The following is a 26,444-nucleotide window of genomic DNA, read 5'->3' as shown; positions in this document are numbered from 1 at the left end:
CCGTGAAATCCCGTGGACCGGCCGGGTACGGGTCCGGCCGGCGAAACCCACGGAAGGGTCCCAGCGTGGCGCAGGCGCACGTGACCAGGCACATCTTCGTGACCGGAGGCGTGGCCTCCAGTCTCGGCAAGGGGCTCACCGCCTCCAGCCTCGGTCGTCTCCTCAAGGCTCGTGGCCTCCGGGTCACCATGCAGAAACTTGATCCCTATCTCAACGTCGACCCCGGCACGATGAACCCGTTCCAGCACGGGGAGGTCTTCGTGACCGACGACGGCGCCGAGACCGACCTCGACATCGGCCACTACGAGCGGTTCCTGGACGTCGACCTCGACGGTAGCGCCAACGTCACCACCGGTCAGGTCTACTCGGAGGTGATCGCCCGCGAGCGCCGGGGCGGCTACCTCGGCCAGACGGTGCAGGTCGTCCCGCACATCACCGACGAGATCAAGGATCGGATCCGCAGGCTCGCCACAGACGCCTGGGACGTGGTCATCACCGAGGTGGGCGGTACCGTCGGTGACATCGAGTCACTGCCCTACCTCGAGGCGATCCGCCAGGTCCGCCACGAGGTCGGGCGGGACAACGTCCTGACCGTCCACGTGAGCCTGGTGCCCTACCTCGCCCCCTCCGGGGAGCTCAAGACCAAGCCCACGCAGCACTCGGTGGCGGCGTTGCGCAGCATCGGCCTCCAGCCGGACGCGGTGGTCTGCCGGTCCGACCGCCCGTTGCCGGACGCGCTCAAAAGCAAGATCGCCCTGATGTGCGACGTGGACGACGAGGCCGTCGTCGGCGCGCCGGACGCGGCCTCGATCTACGACATCCCCAAGGTGCTGCACCGGGAGGGTCTGGACGCGTATGCGGTCCGCCGCCTCGGCCTGCCCTTCCGCGACGTCGACTGGACCGAGTGGGACACCCTGCTGCGCCGCGTCCACCGCCCGGCCAAGCTGGTCACCGTGGCGATCGTCGGCAAGTACGTCGACCTGCCCGACGCCTACCTGTCGGTCACCGAGGCGCTGCGGGCGGGCGGGTTCGCGGTGGACGCCCGGGTGGAGATCCGCTGGGTGCCGGCGGACTCCTGCTCGTCCCCGCAGGCCACCGCGGTCGCGCTGGACGGCGTCGACGGCGTGCTCGTGCCGGGCGGCTTCGGTATCCGCGGGATCGAAGGGAAGATCGAGGCGCTTCGGCACGCGCGGACGAACGCGATCCCGGCCCTGGGCCTGTGCCTGGGTCTGCAGTGCATGGTCATCGAGGCCGCCCGCAACATGGCCGGGCTCACCGGCGCGAACTCGACCGAGTTCGATCCGCAGACGCCGGATCCGGTGATCTCCACGATGGCCGACCAGCGCGCCGTGGTCGCCGGGGAGCGGGACATGGGCGGCACGATGCGCCTCGGGTTGTATGCGTGCACGCTCGCGCCCGGTACGGTCGCCAGGCGTGTGTACGGGGTCGCGGAGATTGATGAACGCCACCGGCACCGCTACGAGGTCAACAACGACTACCGTGACCGGCTCGCCGCGGCCGGGCTGGTGATTTCCGGGACGTCGCCGGACGGCCGGCTCGTCGAGGTCGTCGAACTGCCGGTGGAGGTCAATCCCTTCTACGTCGGTACCCAGGCGCATCCGGAGTTCCGGTCCCGGCCGACCCGGGCTCACCCGCTGTTCCGCGCGCTGGCCGCGGCGGCGGTCACGCATGCCGAGCAGCGCACCGGGGTGCTGCCGGTCGAGCTTCCCAGCGGAATCGGGGACGTGGACGGCCAGGGGTTGTCGGCCGAGGTGAACTGTGAGGAGCTGGTGCCGTCATGGCCGCCGACAACGTGACAGCCGGCAAGGTGGGGGAGACCGGCGCGCAGGAGCCGGACGGGACACAGCCGGACACAGCGCTGGACACAGCGCTGGACGGGGTGCCCGCAGACGGGACGCCCGCAGACGGGACGTCCGTAGCAGCGGGCTACCGTTCCGACACCGGACACCACTACGAGGTGGCGGAGTCCGACGTCGTCTTCACCGGGCGGATCATCCGGCTCCGCCGGGACATCGTGCGGATGCCGGACGGCGTGGTGTCCCAGCGTGACGTCGTCATGCACCCCGGTGCCGTCGGCGTGGTCGCGCTGGACGAGACCGGGCAGGTGGTGATGGTCAACCAGTACCGTCATCCGGTCCGCCGGGCATTGTGGGAGCTGCCCGCCGGCATCCTGGACGTCCCTGGAGAGCGGCTGGCGACTGCGGCTGCCCGCGAGCTCGCCGAGGAGGCCCACCTCACGGCCGCGCGGTGGGACCTGCTGGTCGACGTCCTGGCCTCACCGGGCATGACCGACGAGGCCTACCGCGTCTTCCTCGCTCGTGATCTTGCAGTGATTCCGCCGTCACAGCGGCACGTCGGCGTCCATGAGGAGGCCGACATGCGGACGCAACGGGTGGATCTCGACGAGGCGGTGACCGGCGTGCTGTCCGGGTCGATCACCAACGCCATGGCTGTGATCGGCATCCTGGCGGTGGCGACGGCCCGCGCGGGCGGGTTCGCCTCGCTGCGCGCCGCGGACGTGCCGTGGCCGGACCGTCCGGCACCTGCCGGTTGACCGCCGCGAGGTTGATCTGCAGGGCCGCGTGCGGCAGGGCCGCGTCGGTCCGGCAGGTCAGCCGGCAGGCGGTCGGACGGCGTGGTCAGCCGTTGCCTGTGAGGACGCCGCCGGCCTCGTCCACGACGACGGCGGCGTTCGCCGCGAGGACCACCGGTTCCAGCGGGAACGCCTGCCCGACACCGGGTACGGCGAATGTTCCCTGCCAGGTCACCGTCAACGTGATCGTGTAGGTGCCGGGCTGGCGGTAGGGATGCGACACGTAGGCGTCGGGATGCTCCCTGGGTGAGATCGCCGGGTCGAAGGGGCGGCCGGGGGAGTCCGGGCCGGCCGTGCCGTCCCCGAAGTCCCACCGGTAGTGGGGGACCGCGGTGATCGTGGCGAGTACCGGTTGGTCGACGTTGAAGACGAAGCTCGGCGGGACCGGTGTGTACACCACCGTGGGCAGGTTGGCGAAGCTTCGCCCGCTCGGCGCGACGACGAGCGTGGGTCGGGGCAGGGCCTGTTCTCGCAGATAGTTGGTGAGCGCGGCCTGAACCTGGGCGAGGGTCGGGGCGGCGGCAGCGGCTTGGGGGTCGCACAGGGCGTTCGTGTCGGCGGCCGCCTCCGGGAAGGCCGCCCACAGCAGCTGCTCGAACTCGGTGGTTTCGTCGCCGATGTTGCAGAAGTTCAGGCGGACGGGGCAGTCCGCACACCCGGCAGCCGTCCGTGCGCCCCTGCCGGTCGCGGGCGTCCGGTGGAGCTGTCCGCCGACGAAGGTGTAGACGTAACCGTAGTCGGTGGCGCGCGTGTCGCAGTATCCCCACAGGGCCGCGCAGGGTGAGCCGGTCGGCGAACCCGGCGCCGCGGCGGCGGGCGACACGGCCGGCAGGAGCACCCCGAGCAGGCTCGTTGTGACGAGAAGCGACACGACCGCCATCAGTTTCACAACGCCGGCCGCACTACCGCCTCGGCCGATGCGGTGGCTGCCGTGGCGGCTCCCGCGACCGGGCCGAGGTGCGCCGAGGCGCGGGCGCAGGTGCGGCCATGACCGCGTCACGACGATCCCGTGGAGTACAGGAAGTTCTCGATACGCCAGCCCGCGGCGCCCAGCACCAGCATCGCGGTGGCGGCGCGGGCCGGCTGGGCGGGATAGGTCCTGACGGTGTTGCCGGCAGCGTCCAGGAGCCGGACGGTCCTGATCGCCACGGTCGTCTGCGCGGTGATGGTCTTCTCCCCGCGCGGGCCCATGGTGACCGGGCCGACGTCGAGCGGGTCCACGTCGGCGTGTCCGCCCTGGTCGTGGAAATTGCGGGTGACGCCGATGTCGAGCATGCACGTCTGGCATCCCGGCATGGCTGTCAGGCTCACCTCTGCCACCCGTCCCTCCCGACTGGCCTTGTTGATCTCTGTGAAGTACGCCTGGACCGTTGCCAGCGCCGTCCGGATCGGGTCGGCGGTCCGCTGCGCGGACGGCGTCGCTGCCGCCTGCGGCGCGGAGGCGGTCGTGAGCGGATCGCCAGAGGCCGACCCGTCCGCCTGGCCCGCCGAGCCGAGCGTTCCCGCCTTGGGCGGAGCCGAGGCGCCTGTGGTGGCCACGCCGCCACCACAACCGGCCGCCACCGCGATGACGGCAGCAACCAACAGACACCCGGCGTGCCGTGGCGGTCCGCTGTCTGTCCGCATCAGGTGTGAGGATAACCTCAGCCCACTACACGTACGGACAAGGGTTGGCAAATCGCCCTAACAGGCACGTCGTTCCACGCGAGCGCATGTGATCCGCACGGTATCGGCGGACGTCGTCCGCCGGGCCCCTACACTCACGTCGATGGCGAGCCACTCACGTCGATGATGAGCGCAGGCGTAGGGATGGGTTTATGTCACGTGAGCATGCCCGGGACCCGGGACCCGGGACCCGTGGCCGGTGACCCGGGACCCGTGGTCGAGCGCTTTCTCGATCATCTGGAGGGCGAGCGTGGGCTTGCGCACAATTCGGTCCTCGCCTATCGGCGCGACCTTCGTCGCTATCTGGAGCACCTGAGCGTTCGCGGGGTACGGTCCCTGGCCGACGTGGACGAATCCGAGGTGGCCGAGTTCGCGGCCACCCTGCGGGAAGGTGCTGGCGAGCACCGGCCGCTCGCGGCGTCGTCGGTGGCGCGGATGCTCGTCGCGGTCCGGTCGCTGCACCGCTTCGCCGCGCAGGAGGGCGAGGTCGCCTCCGATGTCTCCCGGCCCATACGCCCGCCGGCCCCGCCGCGCCGGTTACCCAAGGCGCTCACGGTGGATCAGGTGGTGGCTGTCCTCAGCGCTGCCTCTGCTCCCCTCAGTGGCGCTCCCCACGGCGGCGATCCCGCCGAGGGGAGCCGGCAGCTGCGGGCGGTCGCGCTGCTGGAGTTGCTCTACGGCACGGGCGCGCGCATCTCCGAGGCCGTCGGCCTCGACGTCGACGACCTGGATCTGGACACGGCGTCGGTGCGGCTGCGCGGCAAGGGCGGCCGCACCCGGGTCGTCCCGCTCGGGCGGTACGCCGGGGAGGCGCTGGCCGCCTACCTGGTCCGGGCCCGCCCGGTACTGGCGAGCCGGCGGGCGTCCCCGGCGGTCTTCCTGTCTCGGCGGGGGACCCGGCTGTCGCGGCAGAGTGCCTGGACGGTGCTGCGGACCGCGGCGGTGGCAGCCGGCGTGGAGGGCGTGTCACCGCACGTGCTGCGGCACTCCTTTGCGACCCATCTGCTCGACGGTGGGGCGGACGTCCGGGTCGTGCAGGAGCTGCTGGGGCACGTGTCGGTCAGTACCACCCAGATCTACACGCTGGTCACGGTGGACCGCCTGCGCGAGGTGTACGCGACATCGCATCCTCGGGCGTTGGGCAGCACACGCCCGGTCCGGGGCTGACCGGTCCTGGTCCCCGACCGTGGGAGGCTGCCAGTCGGCCGCCAGGGGTGACACGTCCGGTGCATGGCACATCGGGCACGCACCGCCTCCGGTCATCGGGTCGACGACGCCTGCGGGACGCCTGCGGTGGCCGCTGCGCATCCCCTGGCCATCGCCTGTTGACGATGGCCGCCCGGGTAGCCGGGCAAGCCCCAGGTAGCCGGTGGGGATCCGCGCTGCCGTCGGCCTGTAAGCAGGCTCAGGACGGGGTGTACGGCCCCAGGCTCGGCATGCCGTTGGACGGAGCGGGTGCGGGAACACCCCCGACGCCTCCCACGCTCTGCGTGCTGCGTTCGGCGAGTGTCTCACCGACCTTGCGCGCGATCGCCTCCATCAGGCGCAGTGCCTGCGGCAGCGACAGGTTGAGCACCACTTCGCTGTCGTTCGTCATCGCGAAGCGAACCGATACGTCCGCCATTGCTCGACCTCTCCCGCCTGATTCTGTGGATCTCGCCGCTGTTCGTGGAATGGAACGGTACGACCCGTCCTCGAACGACGTGTGGCCGGGGTTGTCCAACGCTCTGTGGATATCACGCAAAGCCATATCTTGCTCACGAAGTGTTGCAATCATGGAGTTGCTTTCGTCGTTCACCTTCCGCCGCTCCTCTGCCCGATCGGTACGGCCGCATCTTTCGAAAAGACTCCGCCCCCGGCGTCTGCCAGCCTCTTGCGGAATGATCAACGCTCGTAGCTGTCATGTTGTGAAGGCATAGTCCCGCATTCGCTCCCGGGTCGGGTGACCGGGGGTACCTGCAGGTGAATCCGGTCGTATGGATAAACTCCGAGTTGATCAGGAGGGTGGTTGTCCGGCACCGGCGCGGGAGAAGCACGGCCGGAGAATCATGATCGCGTTGCCTTCGGTCCTCCGGGTCGACCACGCCATAGCCGGCGGACCATGTTTGCCAGGCTCCGGCGCCGGCAGGCCCGGAGGGGTTTGAAGATCACTATTTCTCCTCCCCGGGGGACCCGTGGAAGGCGCCCGGGGCAGGCTTGCCTGATCGATACGGTGACGATCAGAATGCCCTGCAAGCACGTCATGCGGCAGGATGTGACCCATGGGTTCAGCTGGTGATCTGCCTGACGTCTCATTGTTGACGATCTCCATCCTCGGTGGGACCGGGCCGCAGGGCCGCGGGCTCGGTCGCCGTCTCGCCATCGCCGGCAACCGGGTTGTGCTGGGCTCGCGTTCCGCCGAACGTGCCGGGGATGCGGCCGCGAAACTGAGTGCGGCCGGATGGGTCGTCACCGGCGCGGACAATTCCGCCGCCGCTGCCGCCGGCGACATCGTGATCGTCGCCGTGCCCTGGGACGGCCATGGTGAACTGCTCGCCAGCCTGCGGTCCGAACTCGCTGGTAAGATCGTTGTGGATTGCGTCAACCCGCTCGGCTTCGACAAGGGCGGCGCGTTCGTGCTTCCGGTGCCAGAGGGAAGCGCGGCGCAGCAGGCCGCGGCGCTGTTGCCGGACAGCACCGTGGTGGCCGCGTTCCACCATGTCAGTGCGGTGCTGCTGGAGGACGAGACGGTCAGTGAGATCGACACCGACGTTCTCGTCCTGGGCGACGACCAGCATGCCACCGACACCGTCGCGGCCCTGGCAGGCAGGATCGCCGGTATACGCGGGGTCTACGCGGGCAGACTGCGTAACGCCGCGTCCGTCGAGGGGCTGACCGCGAACCTGATCTCGGTGAACAGGCGCTACAAGGCCCACGCGGGTCTGCGCGTGACGGACGTTTCGTGACGGACGTCTGGTCCGGCTGAGGTGGGTGAGAACGGTGACGGCGAGTGGTCGTGACGATCTTGGTATCGACGTGGAGGTACCCCGGCGGATAACCCGCGTGGTGTCGCTCGTCCCGAGCCTCACCGAAGCCATCGCCCGCACCGCGCCCGGCCTGCTGGTGGGGGTGACGGCCTGGTGCTCCCGTCCGGTCGGGCTCGACGTGACGCGCGTGCGCGGGACGAAGAACCCGGACATCGCTATGATCATTTCGCTCGCCCCGGACGTGGTCTGCGCCAATGCCGAGGAGAACCAGGCCGTTGATCTCGACCGGCTGCGGGCGGCCGGCATCCCGGTGTGGGTGACGGCGCCGACCAGCGTGGACACCGCGCTGGTGAGCCTCGACCGGATGCTGCGTGACGCCTGCGGACTCGACCGGCCGGATTGGCTGACCACCGCACGCGCGACGTGGGCGGCGCCGTACTCGGGACCGCGGCGCAGCGCCCTCATCCCGGTGTGGCGACGGCCCTGGATGGCCGTGGGCCGCGACACGTTCACCGGTGACGTCCTGCGTCGACTCGGGATCGACAACGTGCTCGCCGACCATCCCGAACGCTATCCCCGGATCGGCCTGGACGAGGTGCCGCCCGTCGACCTGGTGGTGCTGCCCGACGAGCCCTATGCGTTCAGCCCGACCGACGGTCCGGAGATGTTCGCGGGTACTCCGGTGGTGTGCGTCTCCGGCCGTCACCTGACCTGGTACGGGCCGTCGCTGGTGTCGGCGCGCGCGGTGCTCGACGCCCAGCTGTCCCGGCCGGTCACCACACCCGCACGGACCTGACGACCCGTCCCGACCGAGATCAGGAAGCCCGTCCCGACCGAGGCCGGCCGCCGCCGAGCGGCATGACGACGGCTCAGCGATGTGAATCCGATGCTGCGATCACAGCATCGGATTCACATCCTTCGGGAGAGCTGATCAGGAACCCTCTTGTCGGTGGGCCAAAGGGTGCGCGATCATGTTTTTCGCGCACCCGGAGGCCCGAATTCCTGGCTTACCAGGCCAAAGGGTGCGCGATCATGTTTTTCGCGCACCCGGGGGGACCGGATCGCCGGCTTGATCAGTGGTAGCTGTGTTCGATTGTGGGGAAGGTGCCGCCGCGGACCTCTTCGGTGAATCGCAGCGCCGCGTCGGTGAGGGTGGAGCGCAGGTCGGCGTAGTGCTTGACGAACCGGGTGTGCGAGTCGGAAAGGCCGGCCATGTCCTGCCAGACCAGGACCTGTGCGTCGCAGTCCGGGCCGGCCCCGATGCCGACGACCGGAATGGTCAGCTCCTTGCTCACTCGGGCGGCGAGATCGGACGGGACCACCTCGAGCACGACGGCGAACGCGCCGGCCGCTTCCAGCGCGAGCGCGTCGGCGAGCAGGGCGTCTCCGGCGTCACCGCGGCCCTGCACCCGATAGCCGCCGAGGACGTTCACGCTCTGCGGGGTCAGCCCGAGGTGGGCCATGACCGGGATGCCGGCCGCCACCAGCGCGGCGACCTGCGGGACCACCCGAGCGCCCCCTTCGAGCTTGACCGCCTGGGCACCGCCGTCCTTCATGAAACGTGCCGCGTTGTCGATCGCCTGCTCCACCGACTTCTGGTAGGAGCCGAAAGGCAGGTCCGCGATAACCATCGCATGGGTGGTCCCGCGTACGACCGCCCGCACCAGCGGCAGCATCTCCTCCACCGTCACCGGAACGGTGGTGTCGTAGCCGTAGACGACGTTGGCCGCCGAGTCGCCGACGAGCAGCACCGGCACGCCCACATCGTCGAAGATCCGGGCCGTGGTCGCGTCGTAGGCGGTGAGCATCGCCCACTTCTCCCCGCGGTCCTTGGCCGCCTGGATGTCCCTGACCGTCGTCCTCCCGCGACGAGTCGCGGTGCCCCTCGTCGCAGCCGCTGACCCTGACGTGCCCGATGCTGTCGACGCGCCGTACAGCGTCGTCGCTTCCCCGATCGTGGAGGTGGGCGGGGAGGAACACGCTCCTGCTGTCATGTTCATGCGATCTCCTGTGGGTCCGTCCGGGCGCTGGCGCGTCCCGGCGTCACCACCATGCTGCCACCGTAGGGGAAACAGATGCGTCGTGGCGCAGCTCACCGTAGGCTTCGATCTTGGATATCGAGGTGCTACCTGATGGTCGGGACACAACTTCGGCGGACGGGATCTATGGGGCACAGCAGGCACCGCAGTGGTGGACGAAAGCGGCTCCGGGTAAACGGGCTCACCGCGCCATGCCCGATGCGGCGCCCACCGCGGCGCACACAACGGCACCCGATACAGCGCCCACCATGGCCCCCGACGTGGCCTCCGGCATGGCGCTCGACCTGGTGCTCGACGCGGTGTACCTGGGTCGGTTGTCCTCGGGTCAGGTTCCTGGCGGAGTGTCCGTCGTGACGATGTCGAGCGAACGCGCGCCCGGATCGGCGCGATCGGCGCAGCCGCCGTTGCGTGCGCCGGGACGTCCACGAGACACCCGCCGTGACGAAGCAATCATCAGCGCGACCCTGCATGCGCTCGCCGACTGCGGGTTCGCCGGGCTGTCGATGGAAGCGGTCGCGGCGCGGGCCGGGGTCGGCAAGGCAACGGTCTACCGGCGATGGCCGACCAAGGACGCGCTGGTCTCCGACGCTTTGGGCACCCTCGCGGACGTCTCGGGTGGGGTGCAGACCGGATCGTTACGTGACGATCTTGTTGCCTGGCTGAACACCGTGCGCAGGCACAGCATCCAGACGTTGTCCGGTCGCATCATGCCCAGGTTGCTGGCCGAGAAGGAAGATCATCCCGATCTCTTCGAGACCTACCGCAGGCAGGTCATGGTCCCGGCGAGGGACCGGGTTGGCATGCTGCTGCGTGACGGCATCGTGTCGGGCGAGCTGTGCCCCGACATCGACATCGAGATGATCATCGATATGTTGATCGGATCCGTCGCGTACTGGCAGTACACCGGCCATTCACGTGATGTCAGCGGTTCCCGGGTCACCGGTGTGGTCGACACAGTCCTGCGGGGGATCCGGCGCCGCTCCGGACCCGGTGCGGCCGGGGTGTCAGCCACGGGTTGACATGTCAGCCGCACCGCTGCCGGCGGGCGGCGGCTCGGCGCTGCCGTCCAGGGGTGGCGGCTCGGCTGCGGGCGGATGGCTCGTCCGCTCGCGCCAGCGGGAGGTGATCGGCAGCCGGCGGTCGCGGCCGAACGCCTTCGAGGTCACCTTGGGTCCCGGGGGGTTCTGCCGCCGCTTGTACTCGGCGAGGTCCACCAGGCGGATGACCCGCTCCACGGTGTCGGGGTCGTGACCTGCCATGATCAGTTCGGTTCGGCCCTGGTCCCGTTCGACGTAGTCATCGAGTACCGCGTCCAATGTGGAGTAGTCGGGCAGCCGGTCGGAGTCGAGCTGACCGGGGGCGAGCTCGGCCGACGGAGGCTTGACGATGATCTCTTCGGGGATGGGCGGGGTCTCGCCCCGGCGGAGCGCCTCCGCGTTGCGCCACCGGGCGAGTTCCCAGACCAGGGTCTTGGGCACGTCCTTGATCGGGGCGAAGCCGCCCGCGCTGTCGCCGTAGAGCGTGGAGAACCCGGTGGCGAGCTCGCTCTTGTTGCCGGTGGTGAGAACCAGATGATCATGGGCGTTCGACAGTGCCATCAGCAGCGTCCCGCGGACCCGGGCCTGCAGGTTCTCCGCGGCAAGCCCGGTGAGGCCGCCGGCGTCGGCCAGCGCGCCGTGAAAGGCGTCCACCACCGGTTGGATCGGGACCACGGTGTGCACGACGCCGGTGCGCCGGGCCAGCTCCGCGGCGTCGTCCACGGAACCGGCCGAGGAGTGCACCGACGGCATCGCGACCGTGTGCACCCGGCCGGCGCCGAGGGCGTCCACGGCGATCGCGGCGACCAGCGCCGAGTCGATACCGCCGGACAGCCCCAGCACGACCGAGGCGAACCCGTTCTTGCGGACGTAGTCGCGGGTGCCGGTGACCACCGCGGCGTAGAGCTCAGCGGCGGGGTCCAGCCGGTGAGCCACGTCGGGCTGCCGGGCGGCGAAGGCGGGGACGGGTTCGCCCGCCAGCACGATGCGGCTCACCGCCATCGTGGTGCCGTCGCCCGCGTCCACCGGCCCGGCCAGGCTGCCCGTTGCACCGGCCGGCAGGTCGAGGTCGACGGTCAGCAGCGTCTCGGTGAACTGCTCGGCGCGGGCGAGTGTGCGACCGCGGGCGTCCACCACCAGCGACCCGCCGTCGAAGACGAGCTCGTCCTGGCCGCCGACCAGGTTGACGTACGCGAGCGCGGCAGCGGCCTCCCGTGCCCGGGCCGCGGACAGTTCGTCGCGCTGGAAGGCCTTTCCACGTTCGTACGGTGATCCGTTGATGCACACCAGCAGGTCCACCCCGGCGGCACGCGCGACCGCGACGGGCCCGCCGTCCTGCCAGAGATCTTCGCAGATCGTGAGGCCGACATCGACTCCGTGCAGGCGCAGGACCGGGAACTCGTAGCCGGGAACGAAGTAGCGGAACTCGTCGAACACGCCATAGTTGGGCAGGTGGTGCTTGGCGTAGCGGGCCACGACCTCGCCCCGCCACAGCACGGCGGCAGTGTTCTGCGGCTCGCCGGCGGGACGGCCCAGGCGTGGCGTGGGATTGCGGGAACTGCCGAGATAGCCGACGACAACGGCCAGTTCTCCGGCGCCCTCGTCGGCCAGGCGCCGGGCAAGACGATTGACGGCCGCGCGGGAGGACCGCGCGAACGAGCGACGCAGGACGAGGTCCTCGGCCGGATAGCCGGTGAGCGTCATCTCCGGAAACGCCACCAGATGCGCGCCGGAGCGCGCAGCCTGCTTCGCCCAGGCGCTCACCAGGTCCGCATTTGCTCCGAGATCGCCGACGGTGGTGTTGACCTGGGCGAGCGCGACGCGCAACTGGGCCATGGATGAAGCCTAGAGCGTCCGGTCCGGTCCGGATCAGGTTGTGACGATGCGTCACCGATTCGGCTGCCGCGATGCCGCGCCGCGGCGTTTGGGCAGGCCAGTCGCTATGGTCGGCTGGGAGCTATCCGACCGGCGCTCTTGAACCACTTGCCCGCCCGCGACGGCGAGCCGAACCCTCAGCGCGGAGGCTGCCATGGACAAGCAGCAGGAGTTCGTTCTGCGGACCCTTGAGGAACGTGACATCCGGTTCATCCGGTTGTGGTTCACTGACGTCCTCGGCGTGCTGAAGTCCGTCGAGATCGCGCCGGCCGAGCTTGAGGGAGCGCTTGCCGAGGGCATCGGATTCGACGGTTCCTCCATCGAGGGTTTTGCCAGGGTCCACGAGGCGGACATGCTCGCGAAGCCGGATCCGTCGACATTTCAGGTGTTGCCATGGCGCGGGGAAAATCCGGTCACCGCGCGTATGTTCTGCGACCTCGTCATGCCCGGCGGCGCGCCGTCCCCGGCGGATTCACGATGGGTGCTGCGGCGGACGCTGGCCAGCGCCGCGGACGCCGGTTTCACCTTCTACACCCATCCCGAGATCGAGTTCTTCCTGCTGCGGCAACCGCCGAAGCGCGGTGCGTCGGTTCCGCCGCCGGTTGATGACTCCGGGTATTTCGACCTCACTCCGAACGACATCAGCCATGATTTCCGGCAGCAGGCCATCGGGGTGCTGGAACGGTTGGGGATCTCGGTCGAGTTCAGCCACCACGAAGTGGCGCCCGGTCAGCAGGAGATCGACCTGCGGTACGCCGACGCCCTGACCATCGCCGACAACATCATGACATTTCGTCAGGTGGTGAAGGAGGTCGCATTGCGGCAGGGTATCTACGCGACCTTCATGCCGAAGCCCTACAGCGACCAGGCCGGGTCCGGCATGCACACCCATCTCAGCCTCTTCGAAGGCGACCGGAATGCCTTCTACGATCCGACCGACCTCTATCATCTTTCCAAGGTCGCGCAGGCGTTCATCGCCGGTCTCCTCGTCCACGCGGCCGAGATCACCGCGGTGACCAACCAGTGGGTGAACTCCTACAAGCGGATTGTCGGCGATCAGCGCGCCGGCGAGCTGCTGGAGGCGCCCGCCTATGTGTGCTGGGGGCACAACAACCGCTCCGCCCTGGTGCGGGTGCCGTTGCACAAGCCGAACAAGCCGAACGCGACCCGGATCGAGTTCCGCTCGCCGGACAGCGCCTGCAATCCCTACCTGGCATTCGCGTTGATGCTCGCAGCGGGGCTGCGGGGCATTCAGGAGGGTTACGAACTCCCGCCGCCGGCAGCCGACGACGTGTGGACCCTGACCGAGTCGCAGCGCAGCGAGCGGGGCATCACGGCGCTGCCCGGCACACTGGAGGAGGCGATCGCGACCATGGAGAGGTCGACCATGGTACGCGACACGCTCGGCGCCGATCTCTTCGAGTTCTTCCTGCGGAACAAGCGAGCCGAGTGGGCCGAGTACCGGCGCCAGGTCACGCCTTTCGAGATCGACCGGTACCTGCCCATACTGTGATCCGGCCGTGATCCGGCCGTGATCCGGCCGTGCTCGTGACGAGCGGATCCGACCTCGCCCGGCGCGGGGAGCTTCGGCGGGGTTTCGGCAGGGAGACCGGGGATCCGGGAAAGGACCCCGAGTGCGGGCAAAGCATGATCGCGCTTTCTTTGGCCTGCTGAAACGGGCGATACCAGACGGATGGCGGCCGACCCGTGAGAAAGACCGTAAAACGGTCCACGCGGGTTCGGGCTCGACCTCATGGCGACTAGAAGTAGTCGGCTGCTTGCGCTCCGCCGCTTAGGCCTCTACAGTCCAGTCTCGATGGACCGCAAAAGCGGCCGATGGCGGCACGATCGGCGGCATTTGGCGAACGCTGCCGTTCATGCGGGTCGTGCTTCCGTGCCCGTCGTCCACCGGGTGCGGTCGCCTGCGGTTCATCACGTACGAAATAAGTACAAAATAACTATCAATAAGTACGAACATTTCTGGCTGCTCGTTGGACAGTGCTATCTGGAAAGGGAAGTGAAATATGACGACTACGAATGGTCTTGACGCTGCCGAGCTGGCGGCGGAACACGCTGAGCTGCTTCCGGAGCGTTCGGCTATGGCCGTCTGGGACTACACCGACATCGGCGGGAGCGGCGGGTGGTTCGGTGGCCTCTTCGCCGCGGCATCCGACTTCGTCGGCGGAGCCTTCTTCATCCAGCTCTGAACGGGTTCTGAACGGGCCGGTTTTCGCCGGCCGGTTTCCGCGGTGCCGGTGGTGGTGGTGCGTGACCGTCGCGCTGTTCCCGCCGGCACCGACTCACCACCACCATCAATCCGTCCCGGCCCCACGCTCCTGTTGCCGGATGCTCTACAACTCCTCGCGAACACGATTTCTTCGCGAACACGATTTCTTCACGGGGGTTCGCCGGTGGTTCGTCCGACGTCCGTCCCGATTTCCGCCGCCGCCGGTTCCGCTGGCCCGGCGACGGCCGTCCTCGCCAGCGGCGAGCCACCGGTGGCCGTTCCCCGACGTCCGGTTCCCGCGGGTGGTCTTCAGATGCTCGGCGAGTTCACCGGGTCGGGTCTGCGCAACCGGGCCTTTCTGGTCCGCCGCTGTGACGGCCAGGTCATCACGCTCACCGATCTGTTGGTGAACATCGTCGACGCCGCGGACGGCAGCCGGGACATCCCCGCGATCGCGGACCGTGTAAGTGCGGTCAGCGGGCGTATGGTCAGCGCGGACAACGTCGAGTATCTGCTGACGACGAAGCTGATCCCCCTCGGAGTGATCGCGGGCGGTCGTGGGGCCACCGCGACGCCGCGGGTGACTCCGCTGCTGGGGCTTGCCGGTCGTCGCACGCTCATTCCGGCACCGGCCGTGGGCGTGCTCGCGCGTGTCCTCGCGCCGCTGTTTCGTCCGACGGTCGTGACCGGCATCCTGACCGCTGTGGTCATGTTGGACGTCTGGCTGCTCACCTCATCCAGTGTCACCGCGCAGATACACCACGTTCTTGCCAGTCCGGCGCTCATCCTCGCGGTTCTCGGCGGCACGTTCGTGTCCATGATCTTTCATGAATGCGGCCATGCCGCTGCCTGCCACTACGGAGGCGGCCGACCAGGGGTGATCGGATGCGGCATGTACCTGCTGTGGCCGGCCTTCTACACCGACGTCACCGACGCCTACCGGTTGGACCGCACCGCCCGGCTGCGAACCGATCTCGGCGGGGTGTACTTCAACGCGATCTTTATCGTCGGCCTCGGGATCGCCTTTGCGGTCGGTCGTGCGGACGCACTCGTCGTCATCGTCCTGCTCGTCCATCTGGAGGCGTTCCAGCAGCTCGTACCGGTGCTCCGGCTGGACGGTTACTACATTCTCAGTGATCTTGCCGGGGTTCCGGACCTGTTCGCCCGGATCGGGCCGGTGCTGTCCGCCTGGCTGGACCGCGGGCGTGAGCGCTGTCAGCGGTGGACCAGCATCGGGGGACGGCATCGACGCCGCAACCGTGGCCGGAACCGGAATCGGATCCCTGATCCACGGGTCACCGCCCTCACTCACCGGGCACAACGAACGATCACAGCATGGGTGCTGGTCATGGCACCATTGCTGGCCACCAACCTCGTCCTCATCATCATGATCGCTCCGAGTGTGGTCACGCGGGCTGTGACCTCGGTGCGGGCCCAGGCCGCGCTCGCCGCGCGCTCCGCCGGAGCGGGGGAGCCGGCAGCCATGATCGCAGAAGCGGCGGACGCCGCCGTCCTCGCGCTCCCGGCGGTCGGCATCGCCTTCCTGCTGCTGCGGCTTGCCAGCGCCGGTGTCCGGGCGGCGGTCGTCGCCGGGCGAGGGGGTCCGGGACGCGCGGCAGCCGCTCTCCTCGGCGTGATCATCGTGGTCGGGGTTGTCCTCGCGTCCTGGCTGCGCTGAGGGCCCCGCCTGCCGGGTCTACTGGCTGCCGCTGACCGGATCCCGGCTGCGCCGGGAGAAAACCGCGGGAAGCCGGGGAAAACCGACGCATCCGACCTGGGCCGCCGGCATGGCTGCCCGGGGACGAGGATGGACGTGTGGGCGAAGTTTTCCAGGTCGGGCCGGTGCGGATGCATGGTGATCCCGGTGCCACACATCCGCGTGGGAGCTCTGTGCAGGCGCAGCTGGCCCGGATGGGCTTCAGCAACGTGGACAGGTTCGCCGTCACGATCCGGCGACTCGGCCTGGTCGACCACGACGACGAGCATCCGGCCGGCGCCGCGGGCGCCGGCATGCGCGTCGCCGCGCCGTCCGGTGTCACTGATCTTTACGACAACGCCCTGCTGGCGGAACTCGCCCAGGCCGCCAATCCCGACCTCGCGCTCGCGGCGATCGAGCGGATCGCGGAGAGCGCACCGGAGGCCGTCGGGCGCGAGCTGCTCGCCGTCCTGGATGCGCAGCCTGGCCTGCGTGCCCGGCTCGTGGCGGTGCTCGGGGCAAGCACCGCCCTCGGCGACCATCTTGTACGCCATCCCGGCGACTGGCGGGTGCTTGCCGACGACAGCCTGATGCGGGTGCCACCGGACGCCAGTCTGACCCGTGGGCAGCTGCTACGCGCTGTCGGTGCGGATCCGGACGCGCCCCTGCCGCGGGCCGCGGGCGACGGCACCGACGTCCTCGACGCGTTACGCGTCGCCTACCGCCGTGCCCTCATGGTCCTGGCGGCACGCGATCTGACCGGCGCGGTGGCCTTCGACGACGCCACGGCGGAGCTGGCCGACCTGGCGGCGGCCGCTTTGGACGCCGCGCTCGCGGTCGCGCGGTCGGCGATATCGCCGTCGGCTCCGCCGGTGCGCCTCGCGGTCATCGGTATGGGCAAGTGCGGCGGCCGGGAACTGAACTACGTCAGTGACGTCGACGTGCTCTTCGTGGCCGAACCCGGCCACGACGACGACCATCCCGTCATGACCCGCAGTGAGGAGACTGCGGCGCTGGGCACGGCGACCAGCCTCGCCGTGGGCATGGTCAGGGCCTGCGGGACGGTCACGAGCGAGGGAGCGCTGTTCCAGGTCGACGTGGGGCTGCGGCCCGAAGGGCGGGACGGCCCGCTGGTGCGGACCCTGGCCAGCCACGACGCCTACTACCGGCGCTGGGCCAGGACCTGGGAGTTCCAGGCGCTGCTCAAGGCACGCCCGGTCGCCGGCGACCGTGAGGTGGGGGAGCGGCTGTGCGCCGCGGTGCGGCCGCTGGTCTGGTCGGCGGCATCCCGGCCCGGTTTCGTCACCGACGTGCGGTCGATGCGCCGGCGGGTGGAACGGTCACTACCCAGGGCGGACGCCGACCGTGACCTCAAGCTCGGCCCCGGCGGGCTGCGCGACGTGGAGTTCGCCGTCCAGCTGCTCCAGCTGGTGCACGGCCGGACCGACCCGAAGCTGCATACCGCCGCGACCCTGTCCGCGCTCGACGCACTTGCCCGCGGCGGCTATGTGGGACGCCGGGACGCCGCCGGCCTCGCCGACGCCTACCGCTTCCTGCGTGGCACCGAGCACCGTCTCCAGCTCCAGCGCCTGCGCCGGGTGCACACCCTGCCCCGTGACCCTGCCGAGATGCGCTGGTTGGCCCGTTCCCTCGGTCTTGCCACCGCCGAGCGGATGGAGGCCGAGCACGCCCGTGTCGCCCGGTTCGTGCGTCGTCTGCACGAACGGCTGTTCTACCAGCCGTTGCTGGAGGCGGTGGCCAGGCTGTCCGCCGAGGAGGTCCGTCTGACACCGGCGGAGGCCCGCGACCGCCTGGCCGCACTGGGCTTCGCCGACACGGCGCGTGCGCTGCGCCACATCGAGGCGCTGACCAACGGAGTCAGCCGGACCGCGACGATCCAGCGTCGCCTGCTTCCGGCGATGTTGCACTGGTTCGCTGACGCCGCCGATCCCGACGCCGGTCTGCTCGCCTACCGCCAGGTCAGCGAGGCACTCGGGCACACCCCCTGGTACCTGCGGCTGCTGCGTGACGAAAGCGGCGCGGCCGAACGGCTGTCCCGTCTGCTGGCGGCGAGCACCTACGTCGCGGACCTGATGCAGCGCGCCCCGGAGTCCGTGCGGCTGCTGCGCACCACCGGTGATCTGCAGCCCAGCGGCCGTGAGCAGCTCGTCCGGGCGCTGATCGCGATCGCCCGCCGCAACCCGGTCCGGGAGCAGGCGGTCGTCCGGGCGCGTGCGGTACGCAGGGTCGAGCTGATCCGGGTGGCCTGCGCGGACCTGCTCGGGCTGCTGGACGTCGCCGCGGTGGGCCGGGCCCTGTCGGACGCTGCCACGGCGACGATCGAAGCGGCCCTGTTCATCGCGCAACGCCGCTTCGAACAGGAGGCCGGCCGGCCCGTCCCGGCGAGGATCGCGGTGATCGCGATGGGACGTCTCGGCGGCGGGGAGCTGTCCTACGGAAGCGACGCCGATGTCGTGTTCGTCCACGAGCCGGCAGAGGAGAGCACCAACAGCGCTGTCACGGACAGTGAAGTTTCTGATGCGGCACGGATGGTTGTGGCCGAACTGCTGCGGCTGTTGGCCCTGCCCGCCGGCGGTGATCCACCCCTGATACTGGATGCGCAGCTTCGCCCGGAAGGCCGTACCGGTCCGATGACCCGCACCCTTGCCAGCTACGCCGCCTACTTCAACCGGTGGTCGCAGGGCTGGGAGGCGCAGGCGCTGCTGCGGGCGCGCCCGGTCGCGGGGGACGCCGCCCTCGGCGAACGGTTCTGCTCGTGGGTGGACAAGATCCGCTATCCGTCGAGCCTGCGGCCCGGCGTGGTCGCCGAGGTCGTCCGGTTGCGCGGCCGGATGGAAGCGGAGCGCATCCCCGCGGGCGTGGACCACACCCTGCACCTCAAGCTCGGTCCGGGCGGTCTTGCCGACGTGGAATGGGCCGTGCAGGTGCTGCAGCTGCGGCATGCCCACCGCGTGCCCGCCCTGCGCACGACCTCCACACTCGCGGGGCTGCGCGCGGCGGCCGCGACCGGTCTGCTCGATCCGGGCGAGGCGGCGACGCTCACACAGGCGTGGACCATGGCGTCCCGTATCCGCAATGCGATCATGTTGGCCCGGGGCCGTCCCGGTGACGTGCTGCCACGTCAGCCGCGGGCGCTGGCCCAGGTCGCCGGCGCGGTCGGCTACCCGGCGGATCGGACCGACGCGCTGGTGAGTGACTACCGGCGCGTCGGCGCACATGCACGTGCGGTGGTGGAGGCCGTGTTCGCCCGCGAACTGGACAGACGCGAGCTGGACGGACTGGACGGGTAGATGCCGCCGGGCAGGTGCTGGTCAGTGCACCTGCCCTGGTCGGCACACCTGCCGGAGCGCCGCGGTGCCGGACGCACCCTGCCTGCGGTGGGTCCGGCGGCCTACGGTGGTACAGGTGGTACAGGTGGTGTAGCGGTTACCCGGGCGGGTCAGACCGTGACGATCGCGTCCGTCGCTTCCTTCTGACCGGGGATGACCAGGATGGGTTTCGTGCCCGCGAGCGCGCTGCAGCAGGTGTCGACGATCAGGCCGGTGACCAGGTAGGGGTCCATGTTGGCGTTGGGACGACGGTCCTCGATCCAGCCCTTCTTGGCCTTCTCCACAGCCCACGGGATGCGGATGGACGCGCCGCGGTCGGAGGCGCCCCAGGAGAACTTGTCGTACGGAGCGGTCTCGTGCTCACCGGTCAGGCGCCGCTCGATCCCGTGCCCGTAGTTCTTGACGTGCTCCAGGACGCGGGTGCCGAGTGCCTCGCACACGGTCACGATGGCGTCCCAGCTCTCCATGGTGGCCTTGGTGGAGAAGTTGGTGTGCGCGCCCGCGCCGTTCCAGTCACCGGGAATCGGTTTCGCCGCGAAGGAGACGGTGACGTCGAACTCCTCGGCGACCCGGTGGAGCAGCCAGCGTCCGACCCAGATCTGGTCGCCGATGGCGGGGGGTGGGAGCACGCCGATCTGGAACTCCCACTGGGCCATCATGACCTCTGCGTTGGTGCCCTCGATGGCGAGGCCCGCGTCGAGGCATGCCTGCGTGTGCTTCTCGACGATCGCACGGCCGACCATCTTCTCGCCGCCGGCACCGCAGTAGTAGGGACCCTGAGGGGCCGGATAGCCCACCTCGGGCCAGCCCAGTGGCCGGCCCTTCTGGAAGAAGGTGTATTCCTGTTCGATACCGAACATGGGTGACTGGTCGGCGTACTTCTCGAAAGCCTGGCGGCAGAACGCGCGGGTATTGGTCGGGTGCGGGGTGAAGTCGGTCAGTTCGACCTCGCACAGCACCAGGATGTTGTCACCGCCGCGCAGGGGGTCCGGACAGGTGAACACGGGCCGCAGGACGCAGTCCGAGTTGAATCCCGGCGCCTGGTTCGTGCTCGAGCCGTCGAAGCCCCAGATGTCCGGTTCCTTGCCGTCGGCAACGATACGGGTTTTACTCCGCATCAGGGGCTCCGGCTTGGTCCCGTCGATCCAGATGTACTCGGCCTGGTAACTCACTCATACTCCCCGTGGTTGACATGACACGTAGCGGAGTTTCTCATCGCGCACCTGCGGATTGTTTCGACCCGGGCCGCGGGTGCCAAGAGGGTCCTTCCGGATCTTCGTCGCGTCCGGTTTCCGCACAGTTCCACCACGGTAAATTTCCGGTCAATCACGCGTTTCCGGTCGCTTCGGTTTTCCGGGTGCTCCGAAACAACTCGGTCCGCCCGACAGGTCAAAGGCGGTGCGACCATGTTCTTTTCGTGCCGCCGGAGGCCCGAGTCTCCCGAGGGCCACGTCCCCGGAATGCTGGGAAGAAATGTTCCACGGAGGGGACGGGCCGGACAGCCCGCCACCTCGTTCGCGGTTTCAGCGACATCGCGGTTCACCCGGCCGGACCGTTCCGACAGTGGTCCGGCCGAAGCGTCCGACCGGACCACCGGTCGAATTACCGGCCGGATGAGGCGCGTGGCTTTCGGCGGCCGTCCCGCCCGTCAGATGTCGTAGTAGAGCTGGAATTCGTACGGATGCGGCCGGAGCCGAATTGCGTCGACCTCGTTGACGCGTTTGTAGTCGATCCAGGTCTCGATCAGGTCGGGGGTGAAGACGCTCCCCTCGGTCAGGAACTCGTGGTCGTCCTCGAGAGCCTCCAGTACCTTCTCCAGAGATCCGGGTACCTGCGGCACGGCCGCCAGCTCATCCGGTGGCAGATCGTAGAGATCCTTGTCGATCGGGTCCGGCGGTTCGATCTTGTTACGGATCCCGTCCACGCCAGCCATCAACATCGCGGCGAAGGCCAGATACGGGTTGCAGCTCGGGTCGGGGACCCGGAACTCGATCCGCTTCGCCTTGGGCGAGACGCCGCTGAGCGGTATGCGACAGCAGGCCGAGCGGTTACGAGCCGAATAGACCAGGTTGACCGGTGCCTCGTAGCCCGGCACGAGACGCCGGTAGGAGTTCGTGGTCGGGTTGGTGAACGCCAGCAGCGCCGGCGCGTGGTGCAACAGCCCGCCGATGTAGTAGCGGGCGAGCTCCGACAGGCCGCCGTAGCCGCTCTCGCTGTAGAACAGCGGGTCGTCGCCCTGCCACAGGCTCTGGTGGACGTGCATCCCCGAGCCGTTGTCCTGGAAGAGCGGCTTCGGCATGAAGGTCACGGTTTTGCCGCGGGAGAGCGCGACATTGCGGATTATGTATTTGTAGAGCATCAGGTTGTCGGCGGTCCGCAGCAGGGTGTCGTAGCGAATGTCAATCTCCGCCTGCCCGGCGGTCCCCACCTCGTGATGCTGCATCTCGACGGTGATACCGGCCCTGATCAGCGCCCGGCTCATCTCCGACCGCAGGTCGGTGAAATGGTCGGTCGGGGGGACCGGGAAATAACCCCCCTTGAACCTGGGCTTGTAGCCGAGGTTTCCGCCCTCCTCCTTGCGGGCGGTGTTCCAGGCCGCCTCGATGGAGTCCACGGCGTGCAGGGAACCGTATGGATTGTAGTCGTAGCGGACGTCGTCGAATATGTAGAATTCGGCCTCCGGGCCGAAGTAGGCGGTGTCCGCGAAACCTGTACCCCGCAGGTAGGACTCGGCCTTCTTCGCGGTGTTGCGCGGGTCGCGAGAGTATTCCTCCCGGGTGATCGGGTCATGGATGAAAAAGGTCATCGCGAGCGTCCGGTGCTCGCGGAACGGATCGACGAAGGCCGTGGTCGGGTCCGGCAGCAGCAGCATGTCGGACTCGTGGATCGCCTGGAACCCGCGTATCGAGGACCCGTCGAACATCAGGCCGTCGGTGAACACCGAGCCGGAGAAAACCTCGGTCGGGATCGTAAAGTGCTGCATAATTCCAGGAAGGTCACAGAAGCGGACGTCGACGAACTCGACGCCCTCGTCCGCGATGTAGCGAAGTACGTCATCGGCGTTTGTGAACATCCACCCTCCAAGGGAGCTTCATGGCCGTGTGGATAGGAAGGATACGCCATGCCCCGATGCGGACCGTAACTCCATATGGTTCCGTAAACATGACGAAGTTGTTTCGCGACTGTAACACGGCGGGGAATTGTTACTCTGGGTGACTCGATTTTCGAGGCGTTATGCCAGGCATAGGCTTGCCCCGTGGGACGCGCACTCGGAAACTGGCTGGAAGGTCCACAACTTCCCCGGGGCACCCCGCCCGGTGTCCGGCTCGGCCTGCCGGCCGACGGTCCCGGCGCGGTGGTCGGCGTCGGTCACCGGCTGGCGGCGTTCGCGGTGGACGCCGTCATCGCCAACCTGCTGGCCGGCGTCCTGGTGCTGTTCGGGTTCCGCTACTCGGTCGATGCCCGCGGGCTCGCCGTCTATCTTGCCTTCCTGCTGGAGGAGCTCGTCCTGATCGCGGTCAACGGGCAGACCATCGGGATGCGCATGGTCGGTATCCGCGTCATCAGGGTGAGCGACCACCGCCGGGCGGGATGGTTCTGGAGCGCAGTCCGTACCGTGTTGCTGGGCCTGGCCATCCCGGCCTTCATCTGGGATCGGGACCTGCGCGGCACCCACGACCGCGCGGCCGGCACGGTGGTCGTCCGCGATCCCGGCCGGGGCCTGACCCGTCCTTCCCCGACCCGGGGCGACGGCCGACCCTCGCGGTAGGGGATGTCCCCAAATTGTGGCGAAGTGGTTGAGGCTGCGGGTGATTCCCGTTCGCGATCTCCGGCGAAGATCATGAACCCCGCGTGATGGCCAGCTCTCGAGGTAGGGGATCCCCGATGGCGGCGAAGCCCCCATCGGGGATCTACCGGTGGGGATCTACCGGATTTTTCCTCCGCGGGGGATGGGGCCCTTCGGGATGGGCAGGGTTGGCGAGCTCACCGCCCGTAGCCGCCGTGCAAGGGGCTCCACCTCGCCGCGTCGCAGGGCGGGTGGCAGGCGCATCAGCGTCGACCGCAGTTTCGGCAGGGGTACCTCGCCGGGCCCGTTGCCGATCACGATGTCGTGGACGGGCGTTTCACCGATCACCTTGCGGACACGGCGGACCTCGGTGCCGAGCAGGTCGCGCTGGCCGCGTCCCCGACCCTCGGCGATGATCACCACGCCGGCGCGGCACACCACGCGGTGCACGACGTCCTGGTAGCGGTTGACCGCCACAGCAGGCGTGATCCGCCAGTCTCCGCGCATACGTTCGATGATCCCGGCAGCGGCACCGGGCTGGCCCTCCATCTCGGCATACGCGGTCTGCTGGATTCGGCGGCTGAAGACGTTCATGGCGCTGATCAGCCCCAGCATGATCCCGATGGGCAGCCACACCCACAATGGACCGACGACGAGCCCGAGCAGCACGCCGATCGCCACGGGGATCAGCAGGCCGAGCAGCGACCACCACACCGCTCGCGGATCACGCTGTCGGGTGAGTCGGAACACCGTCCTGATCTGCGTGAGGCGCCCCGGCCCGGAGGCCTTGCCGTCGGCCCCTTTCGTGCGTTCGCCTCCCGCTGCGGCTTTTCCGGCAGCGGACACCTTGCCGTCGGACTTGTTTGTGCGCGCCATGACCGCGAGCCTACGACCTGGATCGGGTGTTGCCCGAGCGTGGTGCCGAGGTGCCCGGGGGTACTCAACGCTCGGTGGCGATCGCCATCCGTCCACCGGTCTGTGGCCTGGAGCGCACGATCTTCCACGAAGCCTCGGCGTGTTGACCGCCGCCCACCTGCAGGTCGGCGGCAGCGCGCCAGGCGTTACGACGCGCTGTTCGCTGGCCGCCATGGGGGAGGAGGAGAAGGGTCAGTTCTTCGACAGCGGTCAGTAGTGACTTCAGCAGGATCACGTAGATCTCCCGGGCCGGTAGAACGCATTGTCGGTCATGATCTCAGTCTTGATCTGCCCGTTGCGCAGCGGTTACTGTCGGATGACACTAGTGCCGCTGGGGCGGGCACACCACCGCGATAGTTACTCTGCGTAGTTAGAGTGGCCGGGGGTGGGACTAGGCGTCTCGGTACCTTTTGTGCCTGGACAGGCCTCTGAACGTGCCTGCGGACGTGCGTCCGGGCCGTCGTTGCCGTCGGTGCGATGCTCGATCGCCTGCTGGTACATGCGGCCGGCGCGGTAGGACGAACGCACGAGCGGACCGGCGAGCACGCCCACGAACCCCATCTGTTCGGCCTGCGCGCGCAGATCGGTGAACTCCTCGGGGCGCACCCAGCGCGCCACCGGATGGTGGCGGGGGCTGGGTCGCAGGTACTGGGTGATGGTCAGCAGCTCACAGCCGGCAGCCAGCAGGTCGGCCATGGTTGACAGGATCTCCGCGGGCTCTTCGCCAAGCCCCAGGATCAGGTTGGACTTGGTCACCAGACCCGCGTCGCGGGCCCGCCGGAGCACCTCCAGCGACCGGTCGTACCGGAACCCCGGCCGGATCCGCCGGAACACCCGCGGCACCGTCTCGATGTTGTGGGCGAGCACCTCGGGCGCTGCCTCGAAGACCTCGGCAAGCTGCTCCGGACGGGCGTGGAAGTCGGGGATGAGCAGTTCGACACGGGTGCCCGGACAGGACGCGTGGATCTCACGGACCGTCTGGGCGTACAGCCACGCCCCGCCGTCGGGCAGGTCGTCGCGTGCCACCCCCGTCACGGTCGCGTAGCGCAGACCCATCGCCTGCACCGATTCGGCGACCCTGTGCGGCTCGTCGGCGTCGAACGCGGCCGGGCGTCCCGAGTCGATCTGGCAGAAGTCGCATCGGCGGGTGCACACCTCGCCGCCGATGAGGAAGGTCGCCTCCCGGTCCTCCCAGCACTCGTAGATGTTCGGGCAGCCGGCCTCCTCACACACCGTGTGCAGGCCCTTGTCGTGTACGAGCCCCTTGATGTCGGAGTACTGCGGACCGGTCCGCATGCGGGTCCGGATCCACGACGGCTTGCGCTCGATCGGCGTGGACGCGTTACGGACCTCCAGCCGTAGCATCTTCCGGCCCTCGGGCGCCGGAATCGTCACCGTGCTGTCGGTGGTCACCGTGCCATCTCCGTCTCCCGCGCCAGCACCATGCCGCCGGGCACCGGTACCTCGTCCTCGCCCGGCGCTGGTAGGTCGTCCACGGCCCGTGGCCGGGTGACGAAGGCCGTCAGCGCCTCGACCGCGCGGCGTTCAACGATGGGCAGTGCCTCCTCGACGGTCACGGTCCGGCCGAGTTCCCTGCTCAGGCTGCTTACCCCGACATCGGACAGGCCACACGGGACGATCCTGGTGAAGGCGCCGAGATCCGGACAGCAGTTGAGGGCAAAACCGTGATAAGCGACCCGATAGCGCACCCGGACACCGATCGCCGCGAGCTTGCGCTCCCCGTCGGTGGTCCACACCCCGGTACGTCCGGCCACCCGGGTGGCCGGCACGCCGAAGTCCCCGCAGATCGCGATCAGGGCTCCCTCGAGGGCGCGGACATAGGCGACCACGTCCAGCGGCTTGGGTAGCCGCACCACCGGGTAGCCCACGATCTGCCCCGGCCCGTGCCAGGTGATCTTGCCGCCGCGGTCGACGTCCACCACCGGAGTGCCGTCGAACGGGCGCTCCCACGGCTGCGTCCGCCGACCGGCGGTGTACACGCTGGGATGTTCCAGGAGGATCAAGGTATCGGCCGCATCGCCGGCGATCCGCCGGGCGGCCAACGTGCGCTGCAGCTGCCACGCCTCGTCGTAGGGCATCAGGTCTGGGCGCATGACCTCCATGAAAATGAGGCTACGCTCACCCGCGGTGTCCTCCCAGAGCCCGCGGCAAGACACCGCAGGCGTCACACTCCTGACAGCAGCCGAGGGATGACAGACGTTTCCAGTACACCCCCGGTCGTACCGGTCGTACCGGTCGTACCGGTCGTACCG

The 26,444-nt window shown here is 69.0% G+C and carries 22 protein-coding genes; 11 read left to right on the top strand and 11 right to left on the bottom strand.

Going from position 1 to position 26,444, the window contains the following annotated elements; translation table 11 throughout:
• Positions 1-65 precede the first annotated feature (65 nt).
• Positions 66-1,817: a CTP synthase gene (locus CV1CTNOD_RS17155; RefSeq protein ID WP_131787053.1), complete on the top strand. Its 1,752-nt coding sequence runs from the start codon at positions 66-68 to the stop codon at positions 1,815-1,817.
• Entirely contained in the window at positions 1,799-2,575 is a 777-nt protein-coding gene (locus CV1CTNOD_RS17150) for an NUDIX domain-containing protein (RefSeq protein WP_131787052.1), read from the top strand. Before CV1CTNOD_RS17155 ends, CV1CTNOD_RS17150 begins: the two co-directional genes overlap by 19 nt.
• 85 nt (positions 2,576-2,660) lie before the next feature.
• Here CV1CTNOD_RS17150 and CV1CTNOD_RS17145 read toward each other — a convergent pair whose 3' ends face one another.
• Both CV1CTNOD_RS17145 and CV1CTNOD_RS17140 read right to left on the bottom strand, forming a co-directional pair.
• Positions 2,661-3,494: a PKD domain-containing protein gene (locus CV1CTNOD_RS17145; protein WP_131787051.1), complete on the bottom strand. Its 834-nt coding sequence runs from the start codon at positions 3,492-3,494 to the stop codon at positions 2,661-2,663.
• 116 nt (positions 3,495-3,610) lie between these two features.
• Complete coding sequence (locus tag CV1CTNOD_RS17140) at positions 3,611-4,153, bottom strand: hypothetical protein (protein WP_131787050.1); 543 nt, start codon at positions 4,151-4,153, stop codon at positions 3,611-3,613.
• A gap of 291 nt (positions 4,154-4,444) precedes the next feature.
• Here CV1CTNOD_RS17140 and CV1CTNOD_RS17135 point away from each other — a divergent pair, with 291 nt between their 5' ends.
• Complete coding sequence (locus CV1CTNOD_RS17135) at positions 4,445-5,446, top strand: site-specific tyrosine recombinase XerD (protein WP_131787073.1); 1,002 nt, start codon at positions 4,445-4,447, stop codon at positions 5,444-5,446.
• A 238-nt stretch (positions 5,447-5,684) separates the two neighbouring features.
• Here the strand turns inward: CV1CTNOD_RS17135 and CV1CTNOD_RS17130 are convergent, their stop codons facing one another.
• Entirely contained in the window at positions 5,685-5,903 is a 219-nt protein-coding gene (locus tag CV1CTNOD_RS17130; protein ID WP_131767925.1) for a hypothetical protein, read from the bottom strand.
• Between the two features lie 637 nt (positions 5,904-6,540).
• On the opposite strand from CV1CTNOD_RS17130, the gene npdG reads away from it, so the two are divergent.
• Both npdG and CV1CTNOD_RS17120 read left to right on the top strand, forming a co-directional pair.
• Positions 6,541-7,224, top strand: a complete 684-nt coding sequence (npdG, locus tag CV1CTNOD_RS17125; RefSeq protein ID WP_131787049.1) for an NADPH-dependent F420 reductase — start codon at positions 6,541-6,543, stop codon at positions 7,222-7,224.
• A 34-nt stretch (positions 7,225-7,258) separates the two neighbouring features.
• Positions 7,259-8,041, top strand: a complete 783-nt coding sequence (locus CV1CTNOD_RS17120) for a helical backbone metal receptor (protein WP_242606769.1) — start codon at positions 7,259-7,261, stop codon at positions 8,039-8,041.
• A 277-nt stretch (positions 8,042-8,318) separates the two neighbouring features.
• On the opposite strand, the gene panB is transcribed toward CV1CTNOD_RS17120, so the two are convergent.
• The gene (gene panB / locus CV1CTNOD_RS17115) at positions 8,319-9,245 is read right to left on the bottom strand and encodes a 3-methyl-2-oxobutanoate hydroxymethyltransferase (protein ID WP_207386511.1); all 927 of its coding nucleotides are present in this window, start codon (positions 9,243-9,245) and stop codon (positions 8,319-8,321) included.
• 287 nt (positions 9,246-9,532) lie between these two features.
• Here panB and CV1CTNOD_RS17110 point away from each other — a divergent pair, with 287 nt between their 5' ends.
• Positions 9,533-10,303: a TetR/AcrR family transcriptional regulator gene (locus CV1CTNOD_RS17110; protein ID WP_131787070.1), complete on the top strand. Its 771-nt coding sequence runs from the start codon at positions 9,533-9,535 to the stop codon at positions 10,301-10,303.
• On the opposite strand, the gene CV1CTNOD_RS17105 is transcribed toward CV1CTNOD_RS17110, so the two are convergent.
• Positions 10,289-12,157: an NAD+ synthase gene (locus tag CV1CTNOD_RS17105; protein WP_165485579.1), complete on the bottom strand. Its 1,869-nt coding sequence runs from the start codon at positions 12,155-12,157 to the stop codon at positions 10,289-10,291. The genes CV1CTNOD_RS17110 and CV1CTNOD_RS17105 overlap by 15 nt on opposite strands.
• A gap of 193 nt (positions 12,158-12,350) precedes the next feature.
• Between CV1CTNOD_RS17105 and CV1CTNOD_RS17100 the strand changes: the two genes are divergently transcribed.
• The 4 genes from CV1CTNOD_RS17100 (at position 12,351) to CV1CTNOD_RS17085 (ending at position 19,430) form a co-directional block, all read left to right on the top strand.
• Entirely contained in the window at positions 12,351-13,709 is a 1,359-nt protein-coding gene (locus tag CV1CTNOD_RS17100) for a glutamine synthetase family protein (RefSeq protein ID WP_131787048.1), read from the top strand.
• Positions 13,710-14,220: 511 nt separating this feature from the next.
• Complete coding sequence (locus tag CV1CTNOD_RS17095) at positions 14,221-14,403, top strand: hypothetical protein (protein WP_131787047.1); 183 nt, start codon at positions 14,221-14,223, stop codon at positions 14,401-14,403.
• Positions 14,404-14,607: 204 nt separating this feature from the next.
• Positions 14,608-16,101, top strand: coding sequence for a hypothetical protein (locus CV1CTNOD_RS17090; protein ID WP_131787046.1), 1,494 nt, complete (start codon positions 14,608-14,610; stop codon positions 16,099-16,101).
• A gap of 170 nt (positions 16,102-16,271) precedes the next feature.
• The gene (locus CV1CTNOD_RS17085; RefSeq protein WP_131787069.1) at positions 16,272-19,430 is read left to right on the top strand and encodes a bifunctional [glutamine synthetase] adenylyltransferase/[glutamine synthetase]-adenylyl-L-tyrosine phosphorylase; all 3,159 of its coding nucleotides are present in this window, start codon (positions 16,272-16,274) and stop codon (positions 19,428-19,430) included.
• A 149-nt stretch (positions 19,431-19,579) separates the two neighbouring features.
• On the opposite strand, the gene glnII is transcribed toward CV1CTNOD_RS17085, so the two are convergent.
• Both glnII and glnA read right to left on the bottom strand, forming a co-directional pair.
• On the bottom strand, positions 19,580-20,641 hold the full coding sequence (gene glnII / locus CV1CTNOD_RS17080) for a glutamine synthetase GlnII (RefSeq protein WP_131787045.1): 1,062 nt from the start codon (positions 20,639-20,641) through the stop codon (positions 19,580-19,582).
• A gap of 476 nt (positions 20,642-21,117) precedes the next feature.
• Complete coding sequence (gene glnA / locus CV1CTNOD_RS17075) at positions 21,118-22,542, bottom strand: type I glutamate--ammonia ligase (protein WP_131787044.1); 1,425 nt, start codon at positions 22,540-22,542, stop codon at positions 21,118-21,120.
• A 183-nt stretch (positions 22,543-22,725) separates the two neighbouring features.
• Here glnA and CV1CTNOD_RS17070 point away from each other — a divergent pair, with 183 nt between their 5' ends.
• Positions 22,726-23,238 carry an RDD family protein gene (locus tag CV1CTNOD_RS17070; protein ID WP_131787043.1) on the top strand — a complete coding sequence of 171 codons (513 nt, stop codon included), beginning with the start codon at positions 22,726-22,728 and terminating at the stop codon, positions 23,236-23,238.
• Positions 23,239-23,394: 156 nt separating this feature from the next.
• Here CV1CTNOD_RS17070 and CV1CTNOD_RS17065 read toward each other — a convergent pair whose 3' ends face one another.
• The 4 genes from CV1CTNOD_RS17065 to lipB all read right to left on the bottom strand — a co-directional run bounded on the left by CV1CTNOD_RS17065 (position 23,395) and on the right by lipB (position 26,294).
• On the bottom strand, positions 23,395-24,132 hold the full coding sequence (locus tag CV1CTNOD_RS17065) for a DUF4191 domain-containing protein (RefSeq protein ID WP_131787042.1): 738 nt from the start codon (positions 24,130-24,132) through the stop codon (positions 23,395-23,397).
• Positions 24,133-24,196: 64 nt separating this feature from the next.
• On the bottom strand, positions 24,197-24,406 hold the full coding sequence (locus tag CV1CTNOD_RS17060) for a hypothetical protein (protein ID WP_131787041.1): 210 nt from the start codon (positions 24,404-24,406) through the stop codon (positions 24,197-24,199).
• A 122-nt stretch (positions 24,407-24,528) separates the two neighbouring features.
• Entirely contained in the window at positions 24,529-25,536 is a 1,008-nt protein-coding gene (gene lipA / locus CV1CTNOD_RS17055; RefSeq protein WP_347402952.1) for a lipoyl synthase, read from the bottom strand.
• A 44-nt stretch (positions 25,537-25,580) separates the two neighbouring features.
• On the bottom strand, positions 25,581-26,294 hold the full coding sequence (lipB, locus tag CV1CTNOD_RS17050) for a lipoyl(octanoyl) transferase LipB (protein ID WP_131787068.1): 714 nt from the start codon (positions 26,292-26,294) through the stop codon (positions 25,581-25,583).
• Positions 26,295-26,444 lie beyond the last annotated feature (150 nt).

Source organism: Protofrankia symbiont of Coriaria ruscifolia, from assembly GCF_900634745.1.
In the GTDB taxonomy this organism is placed as follows: domain Bacteria; phylum Actinomycetota; class Actinomycetes; order Frankiales; family Frankiaceae; genus Protofrankia; species Protofrankia californiensis.
This window is presented reverse-complemented; position numbering and strand designations above follow the sequence as displayed.

Excerpts from the sequence above, each read along its gene's own strand:
- CV1CTNOD_RS17150 (WP_131787052.1), top strand. The coding sequence starts at position 1,799 with ATGGCCGCCGACAACGTGACAGCCGGCAAGGTGGGGGAGACCGGCGCG.
- CV1CTNOD_RS17145 (WP_131787051.1), bottom strand. The coding sequence starts at position 3,494 with ATGGCGGTCGTGTCGCTTCTCGTCACAACGAGCCTGCTCGGGGTGCTC.
- CV1CTNOD_RS17135 (WP_131787073.1), top strand. The coding sequence starts at position 4,445 with ATGCCCGGGACCCGGGACCCGGGACCCGTGGCCGGTGACCCGGGACCC.
- CV1CTNOD_RS17130 (WP_131767925.1), bottom strand. The coding sequence starts at position 5,903 with ATGGCGGACGTATCGGTTCGCTTCGCGATGACGAACGACAGCGAAGTG.
- npdG (WP_131787049.1), top strand. The coding sequence starts at position 6,541 with ATGGGTTCAGCTGGTGATCTGCCTGACGTCTCATTGTTGACGATCTCC.
- panB (WP_207386511.1), bottom strand. The coding sequence starts at position 9,245 with ATGAACATGACAGCAGGAGCGTGTTCCTCCCCGCCCACCTCCACGATC.
- CV1CTNOD_RS17110 (WP_131787070.1), top strand. The coding sequence starts at position 9,533 with ATGGCCCCCGACGTGGCCTCCGGCATGGCGCTCGACCTGGTGCTCGAC.
- CV1CTNOD_RS17105 (WP_165485579.1), bottom strand. The coding sequence starts at position 12,157 with ATGGCCCAGTTGCGCGTCGCGCTCGCCCAGGTCAACACCACCGTCGGC.
- CV1CTNOD_RS17100 (WP_131787048.1), top strand. The coding sequence starts at position 12,351 with ATGGACAAGCAGCAGGAGTTCGTTCTGCGGACCCTTGAGGAACGTGAC.
- CV1CTNOD_RS17095 (WP_131787047.1), top strand. The coding sequence starts at position 14,221 with ATGACGACTACGAATGGTCTTGACGCTGCCGAGCTGGCGGCGGAACAC.
- CV1CTNOD_RS17085 (WP_131787069.1), top strand. The coding sequence starts at position 16,272 with ATGCATGGTGATCCCGGTGCCACACATCCGCGTGGGAGCTCTGTGCAG.
- glnA (WP_131787044.1), bottom strand. The coding sequence starts at position 22,542 with ATGTTCACAAACGCCGATGACGTACTTCGCTACATCGCGGACGAGGGC.
- CV1CTNOD_RS17065 (WP_131787042.1), bottom strand. The coding sequence starts at position 24,132 with ATGGCGCGCACAAACAAGTCCGACGGCAAGGTGTCCGCTGCCGGAAAA.
- lipA (WP_347402952.1), bottom strand. The coding sequence starts at position 25,536 with ATGCTACGGCTGGAGGTCCGTAACGCGTCCACGCCGATCGAGCGCAAG.
- lipB (WP_131787068.1), bottom strand. The coding sequence starts at position 26,294 with ATGGAGGTCATGCGCCCAGACCTGATGCCCTACGACGAGGCGTGGCAG.